General features: G+C 64.0%; 19 protein-coding genes and 1 pseudogene. 9 read left to right on the forward strand and 11 right to left on the reverse strand.

The window, feature by feature from the left end:
* Together A985_RS25375 and A985_RS0112750 are read left to right on the forward strand one after the other, a co-directional pair.
* Nucleotides 1-276: hypothetical protein (locus A985_RS25375; protein WP_017233787.1), on the forward strand; the 276-nt coding region annotated here is incomplete at its 5' end.
* Nucleotides 277-501: 225 nt separating this feature from the next.
* Nucleotides 502-3,189 carry a DNA topoisomerase III gene (locus A985_RS0112750; protein WP_017233788.1) on the forward strand — a complete coding sequence of 896 codons (2,688 nt, stop codon included), beginning with the start codon at nt 502-504 and terminating at the stop codon, nt 3,187-3,189.
* 98 nt (nt 3,190-3,287) lie between these two features.
* Here A985_RS0112750 and A985_RS25380 read toward each other — a convergent pair whose 3' ends face one another.
* Nucleotides 3,288-4,256: a LysR family transcriptional regulator gene (locus tag A985_RS25380; RefSeq protein WP_017233789.1), complete on the reverse strand. Its 969-nt coding sequence runs from the start codon at nt 4,254-4,256 to the stop codon at nt 3,288-3,290.
* Nucleotides 4,257-4,870: 614 nt separating this feature from the next.
* Between A985_RS25380 and hemN the strand changes: the two are divergent.
* Nucleotides 4,871-6,232 (forward strand): annotated as a pseudogene (hemN, locus tag A985_RS25385) (oxygen-independent coproporphyrinogen III oxidase); the annotation flags it as partial.
* Between the two features lie 106 nt (nt 6,233-6,338).
* Here hemN and A985_RS0112765 read toward each other — a convergent pair.
* Both A985_RS0112765 and A985_RS0112770 read right to left on the reverse strand, forming a co-directional pair.
* Nucleotides 6,339-6,536 carry a YbdD/YjiX family protein gene (locus tag A985_RS0112765; RefSeq protein ID WP_017233791.1) on the reverse strand — a complete coding sequence of 66 codons (198 nt, stop codon included), beginning with the start codon at nt 6,534-6,536 and terminating at the stop codon, nt 6,339-6,341.
* Between the two features lie 16 nt (nt 6,537-6,552).
* A complete protein-coding gene (locus A985_RS0112770; RefSeq protein WP_017233792.1) occupies nt 6,553-8,619 on the reverse strand; it encodes a carbon starvation CstA family protein in 2,067 nt (688 codons plus the stop codon).
* A 365-nt stretch (nt 8,620-8,984) separates the two neighbouring features.
* On the opposite strand from A985_RS0112770, the gene A985_RS0112775 reads away from it, so the two are divergent.
* Nucleotides 8,985-10,370: a cache domain-containing protein gene (locus A985_RS0112775; RefSeq protein WP_017233793.1), complete on the forward strand. Its 1,386-nt coding sequence runs from the start codon at nt 8,985-8,987 to the stop codon at nt 10,368-10,370.
* The gene (locus A985_RS0112780) at nt 10,367-10,999 is read left to right on the forward strand and encodes a response regulator transcription factor (RefSeq protein WP_017233794.1); all 633 of its coding nucleotides are present in this window, start codon (nt 10,367-10,369) and stop codon (nt 10,997-10,999) included. The genes A985_RS0112775 and A985_RS0112780 overlap by 4 nt, the downstream gene beginning before the upstream one ends.
* A gap of 74 nt (nt 11,000-11,073) precedes the next feature.
* On the opposite strand, the gene A985_RS0112785 is transcribed toward A985_RS0112780, so the two are convergent.
* From A985_RS0112785 to A985_RS0112795, 3 genes are all read right to left on the reverse strand, one after another.
* A complete protein-coding gene (locus tag A985_RS0112785) occupies nt 11,074-11,493 on the reverse strand; it encodes a type II toxin-antitoxin system VapC family toxin (protein WP_017233795.1) in 420 nt (139 codons plus the stop codon).
* Between the two features lie 15 nt (nt 11,494-11,508).
* The gene (locus tag A985_RS25390; RefSeq protein WP_130024507.1) at nt 11,509-11,709 is read right to left on the reverse strand and encodes a DNA-binding protein; all 201 of its coding nucleotides are present in this window, start codon (nt 11,707-11,709) and stop codon (nt 11,509-11,511) included.
* Nucleotides 11,710-11,960: 251 nt separating this feature from the next.
* Entirely contained in the window at nt 11,961-13,850 is a 1,890-nt protein-coding gene (locus A985_RS0112795; protein ID WP_017233797.1) for a phosphoenolpyruvate carboxykinase (GTP), read from the reverse strand.
* Between the two features lie 562 nt (nt 13,851-14,412).
* Here A985_RS0112795 and A985_RS0112800 point away from each other — a divergent pair.
* A complete protein-coding gene (locus A985_RS0112800) occupies nt 14,413-15,423 on the forward strand; it encodes a D-2-hydroxyacid dehydrogenase family protein (protein WP_017233798.1) in 1,011 nt (336 codons plus the stop codon).
* 23 nt (nt 15,424-15,446) lie between these two features.
* Here the strand turns inward: A985_RS0112800 and A985_RS0112805 are convergent, their stop codons facing one another.
* The 3 genes from A985_RS0112805 to A985_RS0112815 all read right to left on the reverse strand — a co-directional run bounded on the left by A985_RS0112805 (nt 15,447) and on the right by A985_RS0112815 (nt 17,477).
* Complete coding sequence (locus tag A985_RS0112805; RefSeq protein ID WP_017233799.1) at nt 15,447-16,295, reverse strand: patatin-like phospholipase family protein; 849 nt, start codon at nt 16,293-16,295, stop codon at nt 15,447-15,449.
* Nucleotides 16,296-16,350: 55 nt separating this feature from the next.
* On the reverse strand, nt 16,351-16,752 hold the full coding sequence (locus A985_RS0112810; RefSeq protein ID WP_017233800.1) for a PaaI family thioesterase: 402 nt from the start codon (nt 16,750-16,752) through the stop codon (nt 16,351-16,353).
* Between the two features lie 137 nt (nt 16,753-16,889).
* The gene (locus tag A985_RS0112815; RefSeq protein ID WP_026131926.1) at nt 16,890-17,477 is read right to left on the reverse strand and encodes a hypothetical protein; all 588 of its coding nucleotides are present in this window, start codon (nt 17,475-17,477) and stop codon (nt 16,890-16,892) included.
* Between the two features lie 384 nt (nt 17,478-17,861).
* Between A985_RS0112815 and A985_RS0112820 the strand changes: the two genes are divergently transcribed.
* Both A985_RS0112820 and A985_RS25395 read left to right on the forward strand, forming a co-directional pair.
* A complete protein-coding gene (locus A985_RS0112820) occupies nt 17,862-18,269 on the forward strand; it encodes a DoxX family protein (RefSeq protein ID WP_017233802.1) in 408 nt (135 codons plus the stop codon).
* Nucleotides 18,270-18,504: 235 nt separating this feature from the next.
* A complete protein-coding gene (locus A985_RS25395; RefSeq protein WP_017233803.1) occupies nt 18,505-19,074 on the forward strand; it encodes a periplasmic heavy metal sensor in 570 nt (189 codons plus the stop codon).
* Between the two features lie 57 nt (nt 19,075-19,131).
* On the opposite strand, the gene A985_RS0112830 is transcribed toward A985_RS25395, so the two are convergent.
* Both A985_RS0112830 and A985_RS0112835 read right to left on the reverse strand, forming a co-directional pair.
* Complete coding sequence (locus A985_RS0112830) at nt 19,132-19,818, reverse strand: Fe2+-dependent dioxygenase (RefSeq protein ID WP_017233804.1); 687 nt, start codon at nt 19,816-19,818, stop codon at nt 19,132-19,134.
* 15 nt (nt 19,819-19,833) lie between these two features.
* Complete coding sequence (locus A985_RS0112835) at nt 19,834-22,068, reverse strand: TonB-dependent siderophore receptor (protein ID WP_017233805.1); 2,235 nt, start codon at nt 22,066-22,068, stop codon at nt 19,834-19,836.
* A 527-nt stretch (nt 22,069-22,595) separates the two neighbouring features.
* On the opposite strand from A985_RS0112835, the gene A985_RS0112840 reads away from it, so the two are divergent.
* Nucleotides 22,596-24,130, forward strand: a 1,535-nt coding sequence (locus A985_RS0112840) for a BTAD domain-containing putative transcriptional regulator (protein WP_026131927.1), incomplete at its 3' end; no start/stop codon positions are given.

The following is a 24,130-nucleotide window of genomic DNA, read 5'->3' on the forward strand; positions in this document are numbered from 1 at the left end:
TATGCGCAGGCGTTCGAGCAATTGGCGGCCCGCCATCCGGCGCTGTGCTTCGTCTGGGTGGATATCGAGACGCACGCCGACTGGCTCGACGATCACGACATCGAGAACTTTCCGACCCTGCTCGTTCAGGATGCGCAGCAGCCGGCGGGACAGGCCCGTTTTTTTGGCCCAGTGCTGCCGGCCGTCGGCATTCTCGAGCGTATGCTCGACGCGCGAGTGCTGGGCGACGCGACGGTGGCCGCCCCTGCGCTGCGCGAGCACCTGCTTGCCGGATAGCCCCGTCGGAGCCGACCGGCAAGCGCATCAGGCAAAGCGCGACGCCGTGTCGCAGCGGTGGGGCCGCGCCGCCGGGCCTGCGCTTGCCGCCGGCTTGCGACGCGCTTATGATGTGCCGCTTTCAGGCATGCCTTGTGCCCGATCCGACGGCAACGCCGGACTGGCTATATGTTATAAAGCCAACGAATGTCGCTTGCCGACGCCCCCTCACCATTACCTAACGTCATGTCAAAAGCTCTGATCATTGCCGAGAAACCGTCCGTCGCGAATGACATCGCGCGGGCGTTGGGCGGCTTTACCAAGCATGACGAGTACTTCGAGAACGACGACTACGTCGTCTCGTCGGCGGTTGGCCACCTCGTCGAAATCGGCGCGCCGGAAGACTATGAAGTCAAACGCGGCAAGTGGAGTTTCGCCAACCTTCCCGTGATTCCTCCGCATTTCGACCTCAAGCCGATCGCCAAGAGCGAGTCGCGTCTGAAGGTGCTCACGCGGCTCATCAAGCGCAAGGACGTGGACGTCCTGATCAACGCCTGTGACGCGGGACGCGAAGGGGAACTGATTTTTCGCCTGATTGCGCAACACGCGAAGGCGAAGCAGCCGGTCAGGCGGCTGTGGCTGCAATCGATGACGCCGCAGTCGATTCGTGACGGCTTCAGTCGCCTGCGCAGCGACGACGACATGCTGCCGCTGGCCGACGCCGCGCGCAGCCGCGCCGAAGCCGACTGGCTCGTGGGCATCAACGGCACGCGTGCCATGACCGCGTTCAACAGCAAGGGCGGTGGTTTCTTCCTGACGACCGTCGGTCGCGTGCAGACGCCGACGCTGTCGATCGTGGTCGAGCGCGAAGAGAAGATTCGCAAGTTCGTGTCGCGCGACTACTGGGAAGTGCGCGCCGATTTCGTTGCCGCCTCAGGCTTCTACGAAGGCCGCTGGTTCGATCCGAGCTTCAAGCGCAACGAATTCGATCCGGAGCAGCGCGATTCGCGTCTGTGGAGCGTTGCGGCGGCCGAGTCGGTCGTGGCGGCGGTGCGCGGCAAGCAGGGCACGGTCACGGAAGAATCGAAGCCGTCGACGCAACTCTCACCGCTGCTGTTCGACCTGACGAGCTTGCAGCGCGAGGCCAACGGCCGCTTCGGTTTCTCTGCCAAGAACACGCTGGGTCTGGCGCAGGCGCTGTATGAAAAGCACAAGGTGCTGACGTACCCGCGTACCGACGCGCGCGCGCTGCCGGAAGACTATCTGGCCACCGTCAAGGAGACGATGGCCGTGCTCAAGGAGAGCAACAACTACCACCAGTTCGCCAACCAGATCCTGAGCAAGGACTGGGTCAAGCCGAACAAGCGGATCTTCGACAACAGCAAGATCAGCGATCACTTCGCCATCATCCCGACGCTGCAGGCGCCGAAGAACCTCTCCGAGCCGGAACAAAAGCTGTACGACCTCGTCGTCAAGCGCTTCCTGGCGGTGTTCTTCCCGGCGGCCGAGTATCAGGTGACGACCCGGATCACGGAAGTGGTGGGCCATCACTTCAAGACCGAAGGCAAGGTGCTCGTCAACGCTGGCTGGCTGGCCATTTACGGCAAGGAAGCGCAGGGCGACGGGAAAGACGGCAAGGAAGAGCAGCCGAACCTCGTGCCGGTCGCGAAGGACGAGAAGGTTGGCGTCGACAAGGTCGAATCGGTCGGCCTGCAAACCAAGCCTCCGGCACGGTACAGCGAAGCGACGCTGCTCTCGGCGATGGAAGGCGCGGGCAAGCTCGTTGAAGAGGGAGAGTGGCGCGAAGCGATGGCGGGCAAGGGTCTGGGGACCCCGGCCACGCGGGCGGCCATCATTGAAGGGTTGCTGACGGAAAAGTATCTCGTGCGCGAAGGCCGCGAGTTGCATCCGACCGCCAAGGCCTTCCAGTTGATGACACTGCTGCGCGGGCTCGGCGTCGACGAACTCACGCTGCCCGAACTCACGGGCGAATGGGAAGCCAAGCTCTCGCAAATCGAGCGCGGCGGCCTCAAGCGTGATGAGTTCATGCACGAGATCGCGCAAATGACGCAGACCATCGTCAAGCGCGCGAAGGAATACGACTCGGACACGATCCCGGGCGACTACGCCACGCTCACCACGCCGTGTCCGCATTGCGGCAGCGTGGTCAAAGAGAACTATCGGCGCTTCGCGTGCACGAGCTGCGCTTTCTCGATCTCGAAGATCCCGGGCGGGCGTCAGTTCGAAATCCCGGAAGTCGAGGACCTGCTCAAGAACAAGACCATCGGACCGCTGTCGGGATTCCGCAGCAAGATGGGCCGTCCGTTCTCGGCCATTCTCAAGCTCTCGCCCGACGACGAGATGGGTTACAAGCTCGAGTTCGACTTCGGCCAGGACAGCGGCGACGAAGACGGTGAGGCCCCCGATTTCACGGGACAGGAGCCGGTCGGCAAGTGTCCGAAGTGCGGCGGAAACGTGTTTGAGCACGGTATGCGTTATGTCTGCGAGAACGCCGTCGCCAGCCCGAAGACTTGCGACTTCACGTCGGGCAAGGTGATTCTCCAGCAGGAAATCACGCGCGAGCAGATTCACAAGCTGCTGACCGAGGGCAAGACGGATCTGCTGACGAGCTTCAAGTCGTCGCGTACGGGGCGAACGTTCAAGGCGTATCTGGCCAAGCAGAAGGACGGCACCATCGGCTTCGAATTCGAAGCGAAGGCACCGAAGAAGACGGCTGCGAAGGCTGGCGACGCCGAGGCTGACGGCAAAGCCGCCCCGGCGCGCAAGACGGCAACGAAGACCGCGGCGGCGAAGGCACCGGCCAAGAAGACAGCGGCCCGGAAAACGACGGCCAAAGCCAAGCCGGTCAAGAAGGAAGCCACGTCCGGCGCGTCGGACAACGCTGCCGTCGAGGACGAGGATCCGCCGTTCTAAGCGGATCGAGTACGGCATCGCCCGGTTGTCGCCGGGCAATGAAAACGGCCACTTCCTTGCGGGAGTGGCCGTTTTTTCATCTCGCGAAGCGCACTACGTCACACCGAAATGCCCGTGGTGGGCGCGCTCGGCGACGGGATCTTGGGGGGCACCCAGCGTTCGGCCGCCGAAATGCCTTCGTTCTGGCGGAAATACTCGACGGTGAGATCGATGAAACCGCGCGTCTTGGCCGACAGATACTTCCGGCTGGGATAGACGAGCGAGACATCGACCGGCGTTTGGGAGTAGTTGCGCATCAGCGCGACGAGATCGCCGTCGCGCACATCGTGCCCCACGAGATATGACGGCAGGAACGCAATGCCGTGCCCCAGCAGCACCGATTGACGCAGCAGCGCCGTGTTGTTGCAGATGAACTTGTTCTGCACACGCACGCGCACCTCGCCGTCCGGGCCGGAAAACACGCGGTCTTCGCTCCAGATGTCATTCGGCAGACCGAGCACACCGTGCTCGCCCAGCTCTTGGGGCGTGACCGGTTCGCCGTGCTCGGCGATATACGCCGGCGAAGCACACAACATCACGCGCGTCTCGGCGAGCACGCGTGAAATCAGGCTTTCGCTGTTGATCATGCGCGTGAGCAGAATGCCGCAATCGTAGCCCTCTTCCACCAGATCGACCGCCCGGTCGGTCAGCGCGAGATCGACCACGACCTTCGGGTGCAACTCCTGGTACTTCTTGACGAGCGGTGCGAGGTTGCGTAGACCGAACGACACCGGCGCAACGACCTTCAAGGTGCCTTTCGGATCGCGTGAGGCGCTGGAGATGAGGGCGTCGGCCTCGTCGACTTCGTCGATGATCTGCCGGCAGCGTTCGAGATACACCTGCCCGGCACCGGTCAGCGACAGACTGCGCGTGGTGCGATTGAGCAGGCGAACACCGAGATGCGATTCCAGTTCGGCGACGTGCCGCGTGACCACGGCGGCCGACAGGTCCATCTGGGCAGCCGTACGGGCAAAGCTGCCGTTGTCGGCCACTTTGACGAAAACGCGCATCGATTGCAGACGATCCATAGTGTTTCCAATCGTGATGTGCCGCGTCGTACTGGCAAGGACAAGCATGGGCGGGCCGGCCATTCACCGGCGCTGCGCGCACCCGCGGGCACCGGCCTGACCCCCGCCCCGGATCGTTCCGGGGTGGGCCGTGCGTGCCGCCAGGGCTGTCGACACGGCGGGGAGACTTCAATAAGGCGCTAGCTTACCGTAGGCAGCCGAAACTTGCCTGACGTGGCAACGATTTTGGTGCATGACCGCCCTGTGACATGCGCCTCAGGGCACCGGGATCCGCGACAGATGCGGGAATTCACTCGACGTCGTCAGCCATCACGTCTGCTTCTCGCCACTTTCGCGCCACTTTCGCGCCGTGAGCCGGGTGTTTGACGCAGGTCAGGGCGCGGCGTTCGCAGCGCCGCTACAGTCCTCTATCACCTACTGTTACAGGCCGCGTCATGACTCCGCTCCGCCTTTCGTCGACGCCTTGCGCCAACGCCGCAGCCCCCAGCGAACCGCACGCTGGTACGCCATGTCCCGGCTGTGCGTCGCGGACGTCGTCCGAGGGCCACGGGCATTCACGATGCGGCACGCCGCCGGCGCCGCGAAACACCGCAGCCCCGTCCGCCCCGCTTCACTTCGATGCACAACTGCTCGCCCGTTACGACGTGAACGGGCCGCGCTACACCTCGTATCCGACGGCACTGCAATTCCGTGACAACTTCGGCGCTGACGATTACGCGCGTGCAGCCGCGCAGTCCAAGCGCACTGGCAAACCGCTGTCGCTGTATGTCCACGTGCCGTTCTGCGACACGGTGTGCTTCTACTGCGCGTGCACCAAGATCGTCACGCACAATCGCGCCCACGCGCAGGCCTACGTCGAGCGCCTGCATACCGAGATCGCGCGGCAGGCGTCGCTGCTCGGCGCCGGCCGCGGGCTCGCGCAGATGCATTGGGGCGGGGGCACGCCGACGTTCCTGTCGTTGGAACAGATCGCCTCCCTTGTCGAGGCCATCAGCCGTCATTTCGTGATGACGCTCGACGACAGCGCCGAGTACGCCATCGAAATCGACCCGCGCAGTGCCGGCCCGGCATCGATCCGCGCCTTGCGCGCGCTCGGGTTCAATCGTCTGTCCATCGGGGTGCAGGATTTCGATCCCCGTGTCCAGGCGGCGATTCATCGCGTGCAGCCGCGCGCGCTGGTCGAAGCCACGCTCGACGCCGCGCGAAGCTGCGGTTTCCGGTCGGTCAACTTCGATCTGATCTACGGCCTGCCGTATCAAACGTCCGAGTCGTTCTCGAATACGCTCGACGCCGTGATCGAGATGGCGCCGGAGCGCCTGTCGGTCTTCAGCTACGCGCATCTGCCGCAACAGTTCAAAATGCAGCGCTGCCTGCCCGACGCCCTGCCGGACGGCCCGCAAAAGCTGGCGCTGTTGCAGACGATCATTGCCCGCCTGAGCGCAGCGGGCTATGTCTATATCGGCATGGATCACTTCGCGCGGCCCGACGATGAACTCGCCCGTGCGCAGGCCGCTGGCAGTCTGCATCGCAACTTCCAGGGTTACAGCACACGGGCCGATTGCGACCTCGTCGGGGTGGGCATGTCGGCCATCGGCCGGGTGGGGGATAGCTACGCACAGAACGCCAAGACCCTGAAGGCGTATTACGAAGCCATCGATGCCGGCGGACTCGCCGTCGCGCGTGGCGTGCGACTCGATGACGACGACCATATCCGGCGCGACGTCATTTCGCGCCTGATGTGCCACATGTCGCTGGAATTCGCGCCCCTCGAACAGGCTTACGACATCCGCTTCGCCAGCTATTTTGCGAGTGAGCTGGGCGAGTTGGCCGAGCTGGCGGCCGATGGTCTCGTGGCCATCGAGGCCCACGGACTGCGCATCTTGCCGGCCGGACGCTTGCTGGTTCGCGTCGTCGCTCAGGTCTTCGATCGCTATCGTCGCGGCAACGCTCACTCGCGATACGCAAAAGTGATGTGAGCGCAGCGCGGGTCGGCCCATGAAAAAACGCCCGGTGAAGTGCTCACCGGGCGTTCTCACTTTCTGGGTTGACGAGGCTGACGAGGCGATTGAGGCCAACGACGCCTCAGCAGCATCGTCCGCCGCCTTTGCCGCCGTAGCGCGCTTCCTGCCGTTCCCGGAAGAACGCCTCGTAGCTCATGACCGGCTGATCCGGGTGCGTGGCCTGCATATGCGCGACATAGGTGTCGTAGTCGGGCAGGCCGACCATCAGACGCATGGCCTGCCCCAGATACCGGCCCACCTTACCGACTTCATCGAGCATGGCGTCGCCCCCGGCCTCAGACCTGACGACCGGTCGGCATCGGCTCGAACGGCGTTTCGCGAGCCGTCGGCTTGTTGGCCTGGCGTGCCACGAGGATGGTGCGTACGCCGAAGATCGCCACGGATACGACCACGAACATAAACACGCCGGAGAGCGTTGCATCGACGTAATCGTTGAACACGATCTGCTGCATCTGCGCGACCGACTTGGCCGGCGCGAGCAACTTGCCGTCGGCGAGCGCCGCCTGATAATTGGCCGCGTGCGCCAGGAAGCCGACCTTCGGATTCGCATCGAACATCTTCTGCCACCCGGCCGTGAGCGTGCAGGCCAGCAGCCACAGCGTGGGCAGGACCGTCACCCAGGCAAAGCGCTCGCGCTTGAGCTTGTAGAGCACGCACGTCGCGAGGATCAGCGCGATCGCGGCCAGCATCTGGTTGGAGATACCGAACAGCGGCCACAGCGTATTGATGCCGCCCAGCGGATCGACCACGCCCTGGTACAGGAAGTAGCCCCACGCAGCCACGCACAGACCGGTGGCGGTCAGGTTCGCGGGCCACGAATCCGTGCGCTTGAGCGACGGCACGAATGTCCCCAGCAGATCCTGCAGCATGAAGCGGCCGGCACGCGTGCCTGCATCGACCGCCGTCAGGATGAACAACGCTTCGAACAGAATCGCGAAGTGATACCAGAACGCCATCATCGCTTCGCCGCCGACCACCTTGTGCAGGATCTGGGCCATGCCGACGGCGAGCGTCGGCGCGCCACCGGCACGCGAGATGATCGTGTTCTCGCCCACGGCGTGTGCGGTGGCGGTGAGCACGTCCGGCGTGATGGCAAAGCCCCAGCCCGAGACGACGTGCGCCACGGCTTCGGGCGTCGTACCGATCACGGCGGCCGGGCTGTTCATCGCGAAATACACGCCCGGATCGATCACCGAGGCCGCGACCAGCGCCATGATGGCCACGAACGACTCCATCAGCATGCCGCCGTAACCGATGAAGCGCGCGTTGAGTTCGTTATCGAGCAGCTTGGGGGTGGTGCCCGACGAGATCAATGCATGGAAGCCGGACACGGCCCCGCACGCGATCGTAATGAAGAGGAACGGGAACAACTTGCCCGACCAGACCGGGCCGCTGCCGTCGACGAACTGCGTGAGCGCGGGCATCTTCAGCTCGGGTGCGACCACCAGAATGCCGATGGCCAGCGCCATGATCGTGCCGATCTTCAGGAACGTCGACAGATAATCGCGCGGCGCAAGCAACAACCACACAGGCAACACCGATGCGACAAAACCGTAACCGATCAGCATCCACGTGAGTTGCTTGCCGTCGAACGTGAACAGCGGCGCAAAGGTGGCGCTGTCGTGCACGTTCTGGCCGAAAAAGATCGCGGCCATCAGCATCACGAAGCCGATGATCGACACTTCCCCGATGCGGCCCGGACGGATGTAGCGTGTATAGACGCCCATGAACAGCGCGATCGGGATCGTCAGTCCGACGGTGAACGTGCCCCACGGCGAACCGGCCAGCGCCTTGACCACGATCAGCGCCAGCACGGCCAGAATGATGATCATGATGAGGAACGCGCCGAACAGCGCGATCACCCCGGGAATCATGCCGAGTTCGGACTTCACGAGATCGCCCAGCGAGCGGCCGTCGCGGCGCGTGGAAATGAACAGCACCATGAAGTCCTGCACTGCGCCCGCGAACACCACTCCGGCGAGAATCCACAACATGCCCGGCAAATAGCCCATTTGCGCGGCGAGCACCGGGCCGACGAGCGGTCCTGCGCCGGCAATGGCCGCGAAGTGGTGCCCGAACAGCACATAGCGATTGGTCGGCACGTAGTCCAGGCCGTCGTTATGGCGCCAGGCCGGCGTCATGCGCGAGCCGTCGAGTTGCGCGACGCGCGTCGCGATGAACTTGCTGTAGAAACGATAAGCGATCAGATACACGCAGACAGCCGCGATCACGATCCAGAGTGCGCTGACGGTTTCGCCGCGCGATAGAGCCACCGTGCCAAGCGCGCAAGCGCCGACGACGGCCACCGCTGCCCAGGGCAGTTGTTGCCAGATGCGATTCATTGTCTCTCCTCGGAACTGCCTCCTTCAGGCAGCAACCCGGGACCGCGCCGTTGCGGCACTGCCCCGCCTCTTGACCCGGCACCATGACGGCACCGTGGAACGTGGCTCGCAGCACGCGCCCCTCTTTCGGGGGCCTGCGCACAGCAAGGACCGGTGGTGCTACGCAGCGCATCGGCGTGTGAACATCCGAACTGGCGTAACACCGGCGAGACGCTGACGAATGACACTCGGCAGCCCCGGCCACGATTCGGCGTGTAGTATTGGCGTTTGCCCGCTGCGCCACAAGCGCGAAACTACGCAGGCCCGCTACGTGCTATTACGTAGCGAAGCCCCGTGAAACGCGGCATTGCAGCTTTCCGAATGCCATGAATCTCCGACAGAAATTTTTCGTCCTGGCGCTGTTGCCGGTGGCCCTGGCGATGGTCGCCATCGCGCTGGCCGTGCGACACCAAGGCAACGAGCTTTCGAGCGCGCAGCACGACGCTGTGCAAACCACATCGCTGGCCAACAAGCGGGCGGAGCTGCTGCATTACGTGGGCCTTGCGCGCAAGGCCATCGAGCCGCTGTACGACGGCCCCGACACGCCCGCCGCCCGCGAGGCGGCCCTCGCCATCCTTGCCCGCCTGGAGTTCGGCAAGGACGGCTACTTTTTCGTCTACGATCTCGAAGGCCGCAGCCTGATGCACCCGCGCCAACCCGAGCTCGTCGGCCACAATCTCTGGTCGCTCAAGGATGCGTCGGGCGCGCCCACGATCCAGCGCCTGATCGCGGCGGCGCGCGCCGGCGGCGGCTACGTGCAATATCCGTGGGAAAAGCCGTCCCTGCACCAGATGGCGCCAAAGCTCGGCTACGTCGTCGCCCTGCCCCGCTGGAACTGGATGATCGGCACCGGGATTTATCTCGACGACGTCGAAGCTACGCTGCGCGCGTCGGACGAGCGCGCGCAGGCGAACATCGATCGCACGCTGATCTGGATCACCCTCATCGCCTCGACATGCCTGGCGATCGTGGCCCTGTGCGGGCTCGTCGTGAACATCACCGAACTCAAGACCGCCGATGCGAAGTTGCGCCAACTGGCGCGTCAGGTGGTGGAATCGCAGGAAGTCGAGCGCGCGCGCATTTCGCGCGAACTGCATGATGGCATCAGCCAATTGCTGGTGTCGGTCAAGCTACTGCTCGAGTCGGCGTCGATGCGTTTGCCGGGCTCGCCCGCCGCCGCCAGCACCGCGCTGGGCGTGGCCATCGAGCGGTTGAACGGCACGCTCGGGGAAGTACGACGTATTTCGCAGGCGCTGCGCCCGGCCATGCTCGACGATCTCGGTCTGGCCGCGGCCATCGACCAGCTCGCACGGGAGTTCGGCTCGCATGCGAATCTGCCTGTCGAGATGCAAGTCGAAGGCGACGCCCCCGTGCTGGACGACAACATCAAAACAATGCTCTATCGCATCGCGCAGGAAGCGCTGACCAACATCGAACGCCATGCGCACGCGTCGCGCGTTTCGATCCTGCTGATGTTCAAACCCGACGGCATTCACCTGTCGATTGCTGACGACGGCTGCGGATTCGACGTGACCGACGTGCATCACAATCCCAGCCATGGCATCGGCCTGCGCAATATGCGCGAGCGGCTCGATGCCGTCGGCGGCGTTCTCGGCATTCAGTCGTGGCCGGGTCTTACCACCATCAGCGCGTGGGTGCCCCTCACGCCCGCCGCCGCGAAAGCGGCGCTTCGTACAGCCTCACACCAATGACGCAAGCGCATCCCATTCGACTGCTCCTGATCGACGATCACCCGCTCGTGCGCGATGGACTGCGCGCACGCTTCGATGCCTCGCCCAACCTGCAGGTCGTCGGTGAGGCGGGCAATGCACAGGAAGCGCTCACGCGGGCGAAGACATCGTCGCCGGATCTGGCGCTGATGGACATCAGCATGCGCGGCACGAACGGCATTGAACTGACGGCCCAGTTTCGCGAGCAGTTCCCCCACATCGCCGTGCTGATCCTCTCGATGCATGACAACGCCGAATATGTGCGTCAGGCCGTCCGCGCCGGCGCACGCGGCTACGTGCTCAAGGATGCCCCCGCCCACGAGATCGTGACCGCCATCGAACGCGTGGCGCGCGGCGATTCGTACTACAGCGCCGCCATTGCCGCGCGCGTGGTGCAGGCCTCGACATCGCACGCCCCCATCGACTCGCTCACGCCTCGTGAACGCGAAATCCTCTCGCGGATCGCGCGCGGACTGGCGAACAAGCAAATTGCCACGGAGATGGATTTGTCGGTCCGCACCGTGGAGACGCACCGGCTCAACATCAAGCGCAAGCTCGGCATCGAAGGGCAGGCGGAGTTGATCAAGTTTGCGGTGGAGAATCGACTGTAGGTCGCGTGGGGGCGCCTGTCGAGCGCACGGCGCGCATGGGTCGAGTGACGGTACGGCGCTCACACCGACCGTGATCAGTGCACAAATGGGTTGTATACCTCTACGCCGGTACTGGAAAAATCCCTCACGTTGCGCGTGACCACGACAAGCCGATGCACCAGCGCAGTGGCAGCGATCAACTTGTCGATGGGGTGCTCGGAATGGGGCACGCGTAGACGTGCCCAAACGTTACAGATCGTCTGGTCCACCGGCAAAATCTCTCGCGCGTAATCGCGTTTCAGCTTTTCGAGCCATGCCTCGATCAGCACCGCCTGTCGCGCATCATTCCGGTGCCGAAGGACTTTCACACCACGCTGTAGTTCTCCCAGCGTGATGACCGAAAGAAAGCGCGGTGATTGATCACGATCGGTCCGACGGATAAAGCGCTGAACCCCTTCGTCACCGCCCCCGCATTTCCGACACTCGCTAATAACGTTCGTATCGAGTAAATACATCGGACACTCATTGCCTTAATTGATACGTTCAAAATCGCTGTCCAGTCCGACATTCGGCATGGCCAACAGTGCTTCCCCCAGCGAGCGAAACCCCGGAACCCGCGCCACGTTATCCAGAATCGTCAGCACTTCTTCCTCCGGGGTTCTCCCGTACATGGCCGCACGCGACCGAATCGATCGCATGAGCGGTTCGTCAATACCTTCGATCAACATCATGTGCATCAGCGCCTCCTGGGGTTCCGAATGGAAAAGTCGTTGTCCGAACAGAACAACAGGAGAAATGCTATCACCACAGTCCTATCGAAAACCGCCCCGATCCTTGCCTGGCAAGCCTTTCGGAAGTCTCACAAGGCAACAAAAATCCCACCGAAGTCTCCCTCGGTGGGATCGTTGTGTGCATCCTTAACTTGATCCGTGATGCCGGCGTCTCGCAAGTTCAGCGCGCGATCATTCGATCATCGGACGAATCACGACTTCAGGCGACGCTCGATGTCGGTCTTCGTGTCGAGCAACGCTTGCGGCAGACGATGATTGAACGTGTCGAACAGTTCGGTGTGGAGCTTCAACTCCTCGTGCCAGGCGGCCGAGTCCATCGAGGTCACGTCGTCGAACTGCGACGGCGTGAACGACAGACCGTTCCAGTTCAGGTCCTCGTAGCGTGGTGTGATGCCGAACGCGTTCTCCACCCCTTGCGCCGTGCCGTCGATACGGCCGAGCATCCACGCCAACACGCGCATGTTCTCGCCGAAGCCCGGCCACACGAACTTGCCGTCCGCGCCCTTGCGGAACCAGTTCACGCAGTAGATCTTCGGCAACGCGGCGCCAAGCTTGTCCAGATGCGCGCCGGTATCGAGCCAGTGCTGGAAGTAGTCGCTCATGTTGTAGCCGCAGAACGGCAGCATAGCGAACGGATCGCGGCGCACCACCCCCTGCTGGCCCGCCGCCGCGGCCGTCGTCTCCGAGCCCATGGTCGCGGCCATGTACACGCCCTCGGTCCAGTCGCGCGCTTCTGTCACCAGCGGCACGGTCGTCGAACGGCGGCCGCCGAAGATGAACGCATCGATCGCCACCCCGGCCGGGTTTTCCCAGTCGGCATCGATCGACGGACATTGCGATGCCGGTGCCGTGAACCGCGAATTCGGATGCGCCGCCTTGCGGCCCGTCTCCTTCGCGCTCTCCGGCGTCCAGTCCTTGCCCTGCCAGTCGATCAGATGCGCCGGCGGCGTGTCGGTCAGGCCTTCCCACCACACATCGCCGTCGTCCGTCAACGCCACGTTGGTGAAGATGACGTTCTCACCGAGCGTCGCCAGCGCGTTCGGGTTGGTCTTCTCGCTGGTCCCCGGGGCCACGCCGAAGAAGCCGGCTTCCGGATTGATCGCGTATAGACGGCCATCGCGGCCCGGCTTGATCCAGGCGATGTCGTCGCCAATGGTCTCGACCTTCCAGCCGTCGAAGCCCTTCGGCGGGATCAGCATGGCAAAGTTGGTCTTGCCGCAGGCCGACGGGAACGCCGCCGCCACGTGATACTTCCTGCCCTCGGGCGACGTCACGCCGAGAATCAGCATATGTTCGGCGAGCCAGCCTTCGTCGCGGCCCATCTTCGAGGCGATGCGCAGCGCGAAACACTTCTTGCCCAGCAGCGCATTGCCGCCGTAGCCCGAGCCATAGCTCCAGATTTCGCGGGTTTCCGGAAAATGCACGATGTACTTCGTGTTGTTGCACGGCCATGCCACGTCCTGCTCACCGGCGGCGAGCGGCTTGCCCACCGTATGAACGCAAGGCACGAACTCGCCGTCGGCGCCCAGAACGTCATACACGGCACGGCCCATGCGCGTCATGATGCGCATGTTCACGGCCACGTACGGTGTGTCGGACAATTCCACGCCGATATGGGCAATCGGCGAGCCGAGCGGACCCATCGAGAACGGTACGACATACATCGTGCGACCGCGCATGCAGCCCTGGAACAGGCCGTCGAGCGTCGTACGCATTTCATGCGGATCGATCCAGTGATTGGTCGGGCCCGCGTCTTCGCGCGCTTCGCTGCAGATGAACGTGCGGTCTTCCACCCGCGCGACATCCGACGGATCGGAGAGCGCGAGGAACGAGTTCGGGCGCTTGGCCGGGTTGAGCCGCTTCATCGTGCCGGCAGCCACCATCTGCTCGCACAGACGGTCGTATTCCTCCTGTGAGCCGTCGCACCAGACGACACGCTCGGGCTGGGTAATCGCCGCGATGTGCGACACCCAGTCGATCAGCTTGCGATGACGCACCCAGGCGGGCAGATCACGGGTAGCGACATTGGACGAGGAGGAGGAGGCGTTGAGCGCGCTTGCGCTCACACTGGCTTGCGTCATGGGGGTTGTCTCCATGCAGAGTCGGGAAATCGAGGCGGACGCCGGGCGTCCGTCGTGCAGGCACCTTGGATGGCCGGGCGACCCTTCCGGTTGGGGATACCGGAAGGGCAGGATAGCCCCGGCGATCGCCGTGTGCGCAGAAGCTTAACGCGCACGCAGGCATGGGCCGCACGAAGTACGGAGCGTGTTGTGTGGCTTGCGACGCACGCAAGTCCACACGCGGGACAGCAGGGGGCAACACGCGCACCGATACGTGCGCATCAGGCGTCTCGCTCACCGGGTCCGACTTGCTTTTGCGGGGTGGGTTCGATTTTTTGCCATCGTGTTGAGGCGGTTTCGCCATGGTTGCCAGGACACCTGCCATACTATGCAAAACGAGGCGTCAGCATACCACCGCGCAAATCGCGTCGGTGCTGCGTCGCAACAAGGCCGGCGCTGGGTGGCCCCGACAAACGCCGTCCCTGTGGTCGACCCGTTCGTCCGCCGGTCGCGGCGGCCTCAGACCCATGTTCCGCCCGCGCAGAGCGCTCGCCGTCCTGCGCCGATCCGATTACGTTTTGCCATGAAAATTGCCATTCTCGACGACTATCAGGACGCCGTTCGCAAGCTCGACTGCTTCTCCCTGCTGGCTGGTCACGACGTCAAGGTCTTCAACAACACGGTCAAGGGCGTCGGGCAACTCGCCGCCCGTGTCGGCGAAGCGGAAGTGCTCGTTCTGGTTCGCGAGCGCACCGCCATCACCGCCCAGCTCATCGACAAACTGCCGCGTCTGCGCATCATCAGCCAGACCGGGCGTGCCGGCGCGCACATCGACATCGACGCCTGCACCGCCCGCGGCGTGGCCGTGCTCGAGGGCATCGGCTCGCCGACCGCGCCGGCCGAACTCACCTGGGCACTGATCATGGCCGCCCAGCGCCGGATTCCTCAATATGTCGCCAGCCTCAAGCACGGTGCGTGGCAGCAGTCCGGTCTGAAATCGTCGAGCATGCCGGCGAATTTCGGGCTGGGTCAGGTGCTGCGCGGTCAGACACTCGGCCTCTGGGGCTACGGCAAGATCGGCCGACTCGTGGCAGGCTACGGCCGCGCGTTCGGCATGGAAGTGATGGTCTGGGGACGTGAAGGATCGCGAGAAGCCGCCGCCGCCGATGGCTTGCGCGTGGCGAACAGCAAGGAAGAACTGTTCACGCAAAGCGACGTGCTGTCGTTGCACCTGCGCCTGAACGACGAGACGCGTCACCTCGTCAAACTCGACGACCTGCTGCACATGAAGCCCACGGCACTGTTCGTGAATACGAGCCGTGCGGAACTGGTCGAAGAGAACGCATTGATCACGGCACTCAATCGGGGCCGCCCCGGCATGGCCGCCATCGACGTCTTCGAGAGCGAGCCGATTCTGCAGGGCAACCCCCTGCTGCGACTGGAAAATTGCGTGTGCACGCCGCACATCGGCTACGTCGAGCGGGAAAGCTACGAGCTGTATTTCCGCGTGGCCTTCCAGAATATCGTCGATTTCCTGAACGGCGACCGCTCGCACGTCGCCAACCCGGCCGCGCTGCTCGGCTTCGGGCGCTGACATCCGCAGCGCCGGCGAGGCGCCTACGCCATCGTGTCCCGATGTCGCAGGAAAGTTTCGCCGTCCTGGCGACCCAGCGCGAATGCCGGGCCCATCATGTCGGGGCGAGTGTAATCCCAACTCGAAATCGGCACGGGTACGGACGGCTGCACGTACAAGCGGTCCTGCCCGGCGTGATGTTGCGTAAAGATCTGCGGACGTGGATAGCGCCGCGTCACCAGCACCAGCACTCGCCCCGGCGTGGCGTCGAGCGCATCGACCGGCACGTTGTCGACCATGCCCCCGTCGAGCACAGGGCGACCGTCGCGCCGCAGAATTGGCGTGAACGGCGGCGTGCATGACGATTGCAGCATCAGATCGGCCAGATCCGCTGTCGTTCGGCAGTCCTGCGCGCGCACGAATTCGGGGGTAAAACCGAGCTGCCTCGCGAGCGTTGGATGCAACGTGCGGCGCACGTGCTTGTCAATGTTGTAAGCCACTAGCCCCGCCGCCGTCGCCATGCGTGGCCCCAGCCAGCGTGGGATGTGCGACAGGCCCACGCGAATCTCCGGCGCCGCGGCAAGTTTGTCGAGCTGGCCGTCATAGATGGCGAGCAGCGCTTGACGATAGATGCGGTAATGCGGAAACACCCGCTCACGGCGCACCAGATTGCCCCAATAGGCATTCTTGCGATTGCTCGCGAGCGCCTGCCGGTAGTAATCCATCACCCAGTCCGACGAGCGCATGTGCAGCATGCACGCCGTGGCCGCGCCGGCCGAAATACCGGTGATGATACGCGGGCGCAGCGGCATGTCGCGCGTCACGCGTTCCCAGAATCCCGCCTGCCACCAGCAACGGTTGCCGCCCCCGGCGAATACGATCTGATCGAACACTTGCCCCCCTCGGTACTATCGCGCGCGCCACGTCGACCGCCTCGCGCCCGTGTGCTCACAACAGCGCGTAAGTCGTCGTCGCATGCACGGCCATCTTGCCCGACGCGTCGAGAATTTCGATTTCGCCGAACACCAGGTTCTTGCCGCGACGCAGAATTCGCGCGATCACGCGCAGATCGCCATCGGTCACCGGGCGCATGAACTGCGTGTTGAGCGTGACGGTTGTCATCGGCTGGAAGCCGCCGAGCGCGGCCGAGAGGGCCACCACCATCGCCGTGTCGGCCACGGCCATGAACACCTGCCCGCAGATCACGCCACCGCCATGTCTGAATGCGGCATCGAACGGCAATGTGAGCTCGCTTTGTTCCGGTCCGGTCGCCTCGATCCGCAGATTCAATTGCCGCACCCACGGCGACACGAGTCCGTCGAGCATCTTCTGCACTTGCACCAGCTCCATCGTGAGCGTCCTCCGGTTTCGTTGAGACGCCGATGATAGCCCCAAAACAGAAGCGCCACCCCACCAGGGGTAGCGCTTGTGTCATCCGCCAGGGTCATGCGCCTCGGTCACGCGCGCGAATAGCCCTCAGCGGCCGCTCATCCATTCGTCTTGTCATGACGAATCCGTCGGTTCTGATGATTCTCGCGGTGCTGCACGCCGACCTGCTCGCCCGCGCTCACGTGACCGTTTTTGCCTGCATGCGCTTCGGCGGCGTCGACATGCGCCTGCCCGCGCTCGAGGCTACCGGCCTGCTGGTTGGTCAACGTACCGGCGGCTTGTCCTTGCGCGATGCGCTTCTCCTGATTGACGTTACGTTGCACGTCGGCCTGCATGCGCTCCGACGACGCCGATCCGGGATTCGCCGCCCGGTCGTTGTGCTTGAGCTGCTCGATCTTTGCGCTCTCGTTGTTCTGGGCGCGGGCAATGCGGGCCTTCTCGGCCGCCGTATCGCCGGTGTGATCGGCGTGCGCCTGCATCCGGTCGATCTTCGCCTCGCCCTTCTCGAGACGCGACGCTTCCTTCGTCGTCAACTGACCGCTCTTGAGGCCATTGTCGATGCGCTGCTGTTGCTTGACGTCGCGCGACGTCTCGGTCGTGGGCGTCTGGGCAAACGCCTGCGAGGCGAACACTCCGCCCAAGGCAAGGGTCGCGGCGCTCAGAATCACGGTTTTGCGGACGTTCATGATGGAATCCTTATTGGCTTTGCACTGCTTTGAGTTGGCCTGAACGCGCATGCGGTGATGCGTCTTCAGGAAACCGGCGGGGATCCGGGCCGTTGGCGGGATTGCCAGCGAATGACCGTGTCCTTATGCGGTTTAACGGCGCAGGCGAGCGCCGCGCCGACAGCCGGCGTGTAACCGGGCAGTCCGAAAAGTAACCACGTGTAATCGGCGCGCCTGTCGCGATTCGCGCTATGTCCCTGAAATCGATAGGACACCCGCAGACAGCGCCGTAACGATTTGATACAGTGGTGCCCATTTGGCCGGCACGCGGCGCTAGCGAGCGTGCCACTCCGTACCTGTCAGCCCCCCTTACGCGAACTCGCGAGTCAAGAAGGAGCCTTCCCCATGCAGAGCACCAGAGACGATCTCGGCAAACTGATCTTGCGCCTTACCCTCGGCATCCTGCTGCTGTTTCACGGCGTCAGCAAGGTCATCAACGGGATCGGCTTCATCGAGGGCATGATCACTTCGCACGGCCTGCCGAGCTTTCTCGCCTACGGCGTCTATCTCGGCGAACTGCTCGCCCCGGTCCTGCTGATTCTCGGCGTTCTCACCCGTCTGGGCGGCCTGCTCGTCGTGGGCAATATGGTGATCGCGTTCTCGCTGGTGCACCTGAACCAACTCGGCGATCTCGCGAAGACCGGCGGCTGGTCGCTCGAACTGCAAGCCTTCTACTTGTTCACGGGCGTTTGCCTGATGCTCTTCGGTGCGGGCCGCTACAGCGTGTCGGGCGGTCGCGGCGCCTGGGACTGATCGAAGGACGAAGCGCGTCAGGCGTGCCCTTTTGCGCGCACTATCGCACGCAGTTCATGAACGGCCCGCCCTTGTCGACACCCGGCAAGGGCGGGCCGAGTCGTTTCGGAATATTGCGAATCCCGGCGCTGGTAACGTCAGGTAATACACCGGTTGCACTTTGCAACGTGTTCGGTGCGGCGATGACTTACTCTGAAACTGCCAATTCCGGCAGTATCCACAGGGAGTCAACACCATGCGCAAACTGAAGATCGCCGCCGCGTCGGCCATCCTCGTCGCCACCTCGATGCTCGGCGTCGCTTATACCGCCAATGCCGCCGATGCCGCGGCACCGGCCACGGCACCCCATGCCGCCGCATACCACATGCGCGGCGAGCGCGGCCCGTGGGGGCTCGGCGACATGCACAAGCTGCACGATCAATTGAAACTCGACGCGCAGCAGGAACAAGCGTGGCAGCAGGCAGTGACCACGTCGAAGCAGAATCACGACGCCATGCGCAAGAATGGCGAACAGCTCCGGCAGATGATGGCGCAGACGAAGGATCAGAAGATCCTCGACCTGGCCGGCATGCGCGCCGCCCGCGAGAAGGCGTTCGACCAGAACCGCCAGCTTCGCAGCCAGACGGAAGATGCCTGGTTGAACGTGTACAACGGTCTGAACAACGACCAGAAGACGCTCGTGAGCACCACGATCAAGGCGCGCTGGGCCAAGATGAAGGCCTGGCACGACAAGGCAAGGCAACATCGCGGTCCGATGCACAGGAACGCCCCGGCCCCGCAACCGCCGGCCGGTCAAGCGCAGTAAGTCACATCGGTGCGAGTCCAGCGCCGCCGGGCACGATGGCCCGGCGCGCGCCGGCGCTCAGGTCTCGCTCCACAGGCGTAGCAGGTTGTGATAGCAGCCGACGAGCGAGCGCCGCGCGGTCTCGTCAGCGTCCGACGCGTTGAGACGCTGGATCGCGTTGTCCATGTCGAAGAGCAGCGTGCGCTGCGTGTCGTCCCGCACGAGACTCTGCACCCAGAAGAAGCACCCGACCCGCGTGCCGCGCGTGATAGGGTTCACGCGATGCAGGCTGGTCGCCGGATACAGCACCATGTCGCCTGCGGCCAATTTCACCTCGTGCGCCCCGTACTGATCCTCGATCACCAGTTCTCCGCCGTCGTACGCATCCGGCGACGCGAGAAAGAGCGTGGCGGAGATATCCGTGCGAATGCGCATGCCGCTGCCCGGCTGCAAACGAATCGCCCCGTCCACGTGGTGACCGAAGTGCATGCCTTCGCCGTAGCGGTTGAACATCGGCGCGTACACCTTGTTCGGCAATGCCGCGCTGATAAACAGCGGATGGCGCTCCAGCGCACCGAGAATCACGTCGCCCAGTTCGCGAGCCACGGCTGAGCGCTCGTCGATCTGCTGGTTTTGTTTGACGGGCGCCCCCTGATAGCCCGCGGTGGCCAGGCCGTCGACCCATGCGTCGCCCGCGTTGTCGAGCGCTGCGCGAACCCAGCGCACCTGCTCGGCATTGAGGACATTCGGAATGCGTAGCAACATCGACGTGCGTCTCCGTCAGAACCGGTAAGTGCCCGTGAGCAGCGCCGTGCGCCCGATGCCCGGCGCAGCCCGTCCGCCGTCGGACGGCACCAGCGCGTCGAAGTAGGTCTTGTTGAACACGTTGAGCAGGTTGAGGCGAATGTCGTATTTCGGCTGATGATAAGCGATCGTGGCGTCCCAGCGAGTGTAACCGCCCACGCGAATCAGGTTCGTGTTCGCCGCATAGCGCATTGACATGTACTTCATGCCGCCGCCCACCTCCCAGTGACCGAGCGTATAGGTCGACCAGAGCGTCAGCGAATGTCGCGGCGTGTTGGCCAGCACATTGCCCTGCGTGCCGTCGTTCGCCTGCACCACTTCCGAGTTCAGGAACATATAGCCGCCCATCACCTGCCAGTTCGACGTGATACGGCCTGTGGCGCTCACCTGCGCACCGCGAATGCGCACCTTGCCTGCGTTCGTGTATTCGCCCGACGTGCCGGTCTGCGTGCGCGCATTGTCCTGCGTGACCTGGAACAGTGCGGTGTTGATCGCCAGATTGTCGTCGAACAGATTCCACTTGCTGCCGACTTCGAACGATTCGTTCGTCGCGGGCGGCAGGGCCTGCGTGTTGTTGGTGACGGTGAGCGTTTCAAGCGACGGGTTGAACGACGTGCCATAGGAGAAGTAATACGACTGTGCCTCGCTTGGCTGATAGATCACGCCCGTGCGCACGCTCGTATGGTTGACCGTTTGCGTCGCGTAGCCCGGCGAACTGACGGTGTTCGAAAGCTGCGCCTTGAAGCGATCCCAGCGCAGGCCGCCCACAATCTTCCAGTGGCGGCTCAGCTCAACGGTATCGTTCGCGTAGAACGCGACCGTCTGTGCCGTTCCCTGCGCCAGGTTACCGGCGGTCGTCGTGACATTCGGCAGATTCGCGTAGTACGCCGTACTGCTGGCGGGAATCCAGCCGAGGAAGCCCGTCGACTGTCCAGCGCCGGTGCGCGAATACGCCTGATTTTCATAGGTGTCCTGCCCGAACTCCGCGCCGGCGATCAGGGTGTGCTTGATCGGTCCGGTCGAGAACGTCTTCACGACGTCGGTCTGGTTGAACAGCGACGAGTCGGTGATCTTGCGATCGTGACTCTGCAACTGCACCCAGAGCTGATCGAGCGAATACGACGGAAGTCCCGCCGTCGGACGGGCCGGCAGCGACGTGAATCCCCCGGTGCCGTTGGCGACGCCCACGGCATGCGGCGACGTTTCGATGGCGTCGATGACATAGCGGCTGTATTGCGTCTGGTTCGTGATCTTCAGACTGTCGTCGACCCTGTGCTCGATCTTGGCCGAGAGGCTCATTACGTCCTGCACCGTGCGGTCGGTCGTCAGGCCGTAGAACTGTTGCTTCGAGACCGGCAGCGGACTGCCGTTGTAGCCCACGGTGCCGTAGTCCGCCATATCGCGGTTATGTTGGACGAGCGCGGAAAGCGTGATCTGTGTGGGCGTACCGATGCCAAGCTTGAGCGTGGGCGCAACGCCCCAATCCCGATTGTTCATGACGTCGCGCGTCGTATGAATATTTTGCGCAAATCCGTTGATCCGGAACGCGGCAGTCTCCGAGAGCGGATGATTGAGGTCGAACGAGGTGCGGTACTGGTCGTTCGTGCCGAGCGTTCCGGAGACTTCGTTCAGCGGCTTGAGATTGGCCTGCTTGCTCACCTGGTTGATGACGCCACCGGTCGAACCCCGGCCGAACAGCATGGACGACGGGCCTTCGAGCACCTCGATGGCCTCGAGATCGAACGTATCGCGATAGTACTGGCCGCGATCGCGGAAGCCGTCGAGATAGATGTCGGTGCGTGCCGCGAAACCGCGCAGATTGATGTTGTTGCCGATCTGCCCGCCCTCCGCACCGCCAAGCGTAATGGCCGGCGAATTGCGCAGCGCATCGGCGAACGACGTGGCGCCCTGCGCCTGCATGACCGCCTTGTCGATCACGGTGACCGATTGCGGGATGTCGCGGATCGCCGTGGGCACCTTGCCGCCGACGGTCGAGATGTCGCGCTGGTAATCATCACGAATCGACGTGCCGGACACTTCGGTCTGCGGCAACGTGGCGGCCTGCGCCGCGCCTTGCGTCGTGGTCTGCGTCGTGCCCGAGGTCGGGGCGTCAAACGTGCTCTGTGCCATGGCGGGCGAGGCGTAAGCGACGGCGAACGGCGTGGCGAAGAGGGCCATCATGGCCACCGTCAGAGGCTTGCGTTGCATCATGATCGATCGGTTTCGAAAGGCGTCGTGGTAGGAATAAGGAGGGAGAACACCGACGGGTCGCGCCGAGCCCCACGCTGACGTCTCATCCGCGGTCGATGCCCTCGATATGGAGCGCGAATATAAATGAGAATGATTTACATTACAATTGCTTTACGACGACTGACGTAAATCTCCGACAGTCGTCTCGCGTCCGGCAGCACCTTGGCAGCACGACCGAACGCCCGATCGATCGCGGCGTGTGACCGCAGGGGCGGCGCGACGCCCGCAATGACATGTGAATTCCTCGGGTATTGCCGAAGAAATCGAGACTCGTGTTTATACTTTGGGCTGCAGTACTGAAAGCATTCGGCCGGAGCCCCCCCGGAACGGCCTTGACGTTTCGCCAGATTGCCGATGCGCCGGTCCCGATGGCAGCCCATGCCGCGCGCCGGATCCGTCGGTCGGGCTCGACGACATCTTGAATTCGCCGCACCGGTGCCACTCCCCTGGGGTGTGCGCCGGTGTTGCCTATTTGCCGTCCAGGGACAATGCAAGCCACCAGATCGCTCTACCTGCTGGGACCGATGCGGGTCGAACAAGGCAAACAAGCCTGCGCCGTGAAATACACGAAAGCGCGGGGCCTGTTGGCCTACCTCGCCCTGCAACCGGGCTTCCATACGCGCGGCGCACTCGCCGACCTGTTCTGGCCCGATGAAGATGGCCAGGGGGGCCGCGACAAGCTCAAGCGCATGCTCTTCCATCTGCGCGACACCCTCGGCGACGAACTCTTCGAATCCGACCGCCAGGTTGTGCGTCTGCGCCCCGAGACCGGCCTCTGGATCGACGCGCATGTCTTCGCGAGCATGATCGAGCAGGCGAATCGCACGCTCGACGCCGTGACGGGCCTGGATCTGGCCGCACATCTACAACATCTCGCCGACGCCGTCGCGCTCTACCAAGGCCCCTTCCTGCACGGACTGTCGGTACGCGACACCCCCGATCTCGAACAGTGGATCGAGCTCCAACGCGACGAATATCAGCGCCGCCGTGTCTTTGGCGAGCGGCTGCTCGCCGACGGTTACGCCCGTCTGGGCGATCTCGATCAGGCACTCGCGCACGCACGCCAGCTCGTCGCGCTCGCCCCGTTCGACGAATCGGGCTGGCACTGCCTGCTCGCGCTGCTACTGCGTGCCGGACGCCGCGACGAAGCCGAGACCGAATACCGCCGTCTGCGCGACATCCTCGACGAAGAACTCGGTGAGCTGCCCGGCGAGGCGCTCACCCAGTTGCTGGAGACGCCGCCCGCGCGCATGGAACAGCGCGCGACGGGCCCGGAGCGCCGCCAACTGACGGTCGTGGCCATCGAACTCGCGCCGAACGGCATCGACGATCCTGACCAGCTCGTGGGCACGATGCGCCCACCGCTCGTGCAGTGCGAGACGATCCTGCGCCAGTCGTGGGGCTACACGGTGCGCACGCCGACAGGCGGCCTGCTCGGCTATTTCGGCTATCCCACCGCCCTCGAAGGCGCCGGACGGCATGCCGTCGAAGCCGCCATGCGCTGCGTGCAGGCAAGCTCCGCGCGCGTCGGCATCGGTGTGGGCATTCACACCGGGCTGGTCATCAGCTCGGTGGCGGACGACAGTCCCGACACCGGCGGGCGCGTCTCGCGCTCGGCCACGCAGCTTGCCGACATGGCGCTGCCCGGCGAAGTGTTGATCTGCGACGCCACGCAACGTCTCATTGGCGTGGCCATCCCCACCACGTCACACGGCAGCGTGCGCGAGCGCCACGCCCATCGCGAGATTCCCGTGTTTCGCGTCAATCCCGACCCGACGCCGGAACGCCGTTCGCGCCGTCGCGCGGCGATGCTCTTCGGCCGCGATGCCACCCTGGCGGAACTCACCGCCGCGCACACGGCCATGCGCGACGCGAGCGCCGGACACGGCGTGCTGGCACTCGTGATCGGCGAAGCCGGTATCGGCAAATCGGCGCTGGTGCGGCATTTCGTGGAAACGCGCGGCCTGCGCGCGATCGAACTGGCCTGCGCGCCTGACGGCGCCGGCACGCCCTTCCACCCGAT

Origin of the sequence: Pandoraea sp. B-6, assembly GCF_000282835.1 — a bacterium.
Lineage (GTDB): Bacteria > Pseudomonadota > Gammaproteobacteria > Burkholderiales > Burkholderiaceae > Pandoraea > Pandoraea cepalis.

What these genes read in the sequence shown, in the direction of transcription:
- A985_RS0112750 (WP_017233788.1), top strand. Translation starts at nt 502, where the DNA reads ATGTCAAAAGCTCTGATCATTGCCGAGAAACCGTCCGTCGCGAATGAC.
- A985_RS25380 (WP_017233789.1), bottom strand. Translation starts at nt 4,256, where the DNA reads ATGGATCGTCTGCAATCGATGCGCGTTTTCGTCAAAGTGGCCGACAAC.
- A985_RS0112765 (WP_017233791.1), bottom strand. Translation starts at nt 6,536, where the DNA reads ATGCTCGATGAAGTCGGTAAGGTGGGCCGGTATCTGGGGCAGGCCATG.
- A985_RS0112770 (WP_017233792.1), bottom strand. Translation starts at nt 8,619, where the DNA reads ATGAATCGCATCTGGCAACAACTGCCCTGGGCAGCGGTGGCCGTCGTC.
- A985_RS0112775 (WP_017233793.1), top strand. Translation starts at nt 8,985, where the DNA reads ATGAATCTCCGACAGAAATTTTTCGTCCTGGCGCTGTTGCCGGTGGCC.
- A985_RS0112780 (WP_017233794.1), top strand. Translation starts at nt 10,367, where the DNA reads ATGACGCAAGCGCATCCCATTCGACTGCTCCTGATCGACGATCACCCG.
- A985_RS0112785 (WP_017233795.1), bottom strand. Translation starts at nt 11,493, where the DNA reads ATGTATTTACTCGATACGAACGTTATTAGCGAGTGTCGGAAATGCGGG.
- A985_RS25390 (WP_130024507.1), bottom strand. Translation starts at nt 11,709, where the DNA reads ATGATGTTGATCGAAGGTATTGACGAACCGCTCATGCGATCGATTCGG.
- A985_RS0112795 (WP_017233797.1), bottom strand. Translation starts at nt 13,850, where the DNA reads ATGACGCAAGCCAGTGTGAGCGCAAGCGCGCTCAACGCCTCCTCCTCC.
- A985_RS0112800 (WP_017233798.1), top strand. Translation starts at nt 14,413, where the DNA reads ATGAAAATTGCCATTCTCGACGACTATCAGGACGCCGTTCGCAAGCTC.
- A985_RS0112810 (WP_017233800.1), bottom strand. Translation starts at nt 16,752, where the DNA reads ATGGAGCTGGTGCAAGTGCAGAAGATGCTCGACGGACTCGTGTCGCCG.
- A985_RS0112815 (WP_026131926.1), bottom strand. Translation starts at nt 17,477, where the DNA reads ATGAACGTCCGCAAAACCGTGATTCTGAGCGCCGCGACCCTTGCCTTG.
- A985_RS0112820 (WP_017233802.1), top strand. Translation starts at nt 17,862, where the DNA reads ATGCAGAGCACCAGAGACGATCTCGGCAAACTGATCTTGCGCCTTACC.
- A985_RS25395 (WP_017233803.1), top strand. Translation starts at nt 18,505, where the DNA reads ATGCGCAAACTGAAGATCGCCGCCGCGTCGGCCATCCTCGTCGCCACC.
- A985_RS0112830 (WP_017233804.1), bottom strand. Translation starts at nt 19,818, where the DNA reads ATGTTGCTACGCATTCCGAATGTCCTCAATGCCGAGCAGGTGCGCTGG.
- A985_RS0112835 (WP_017233805.1), bottom strand. Translation starts at nt 22,068, where the DNA reads ATGATGCAACGCAAGCCTCTGACGGTGGCCATGATGGCCCTCTTCGCC.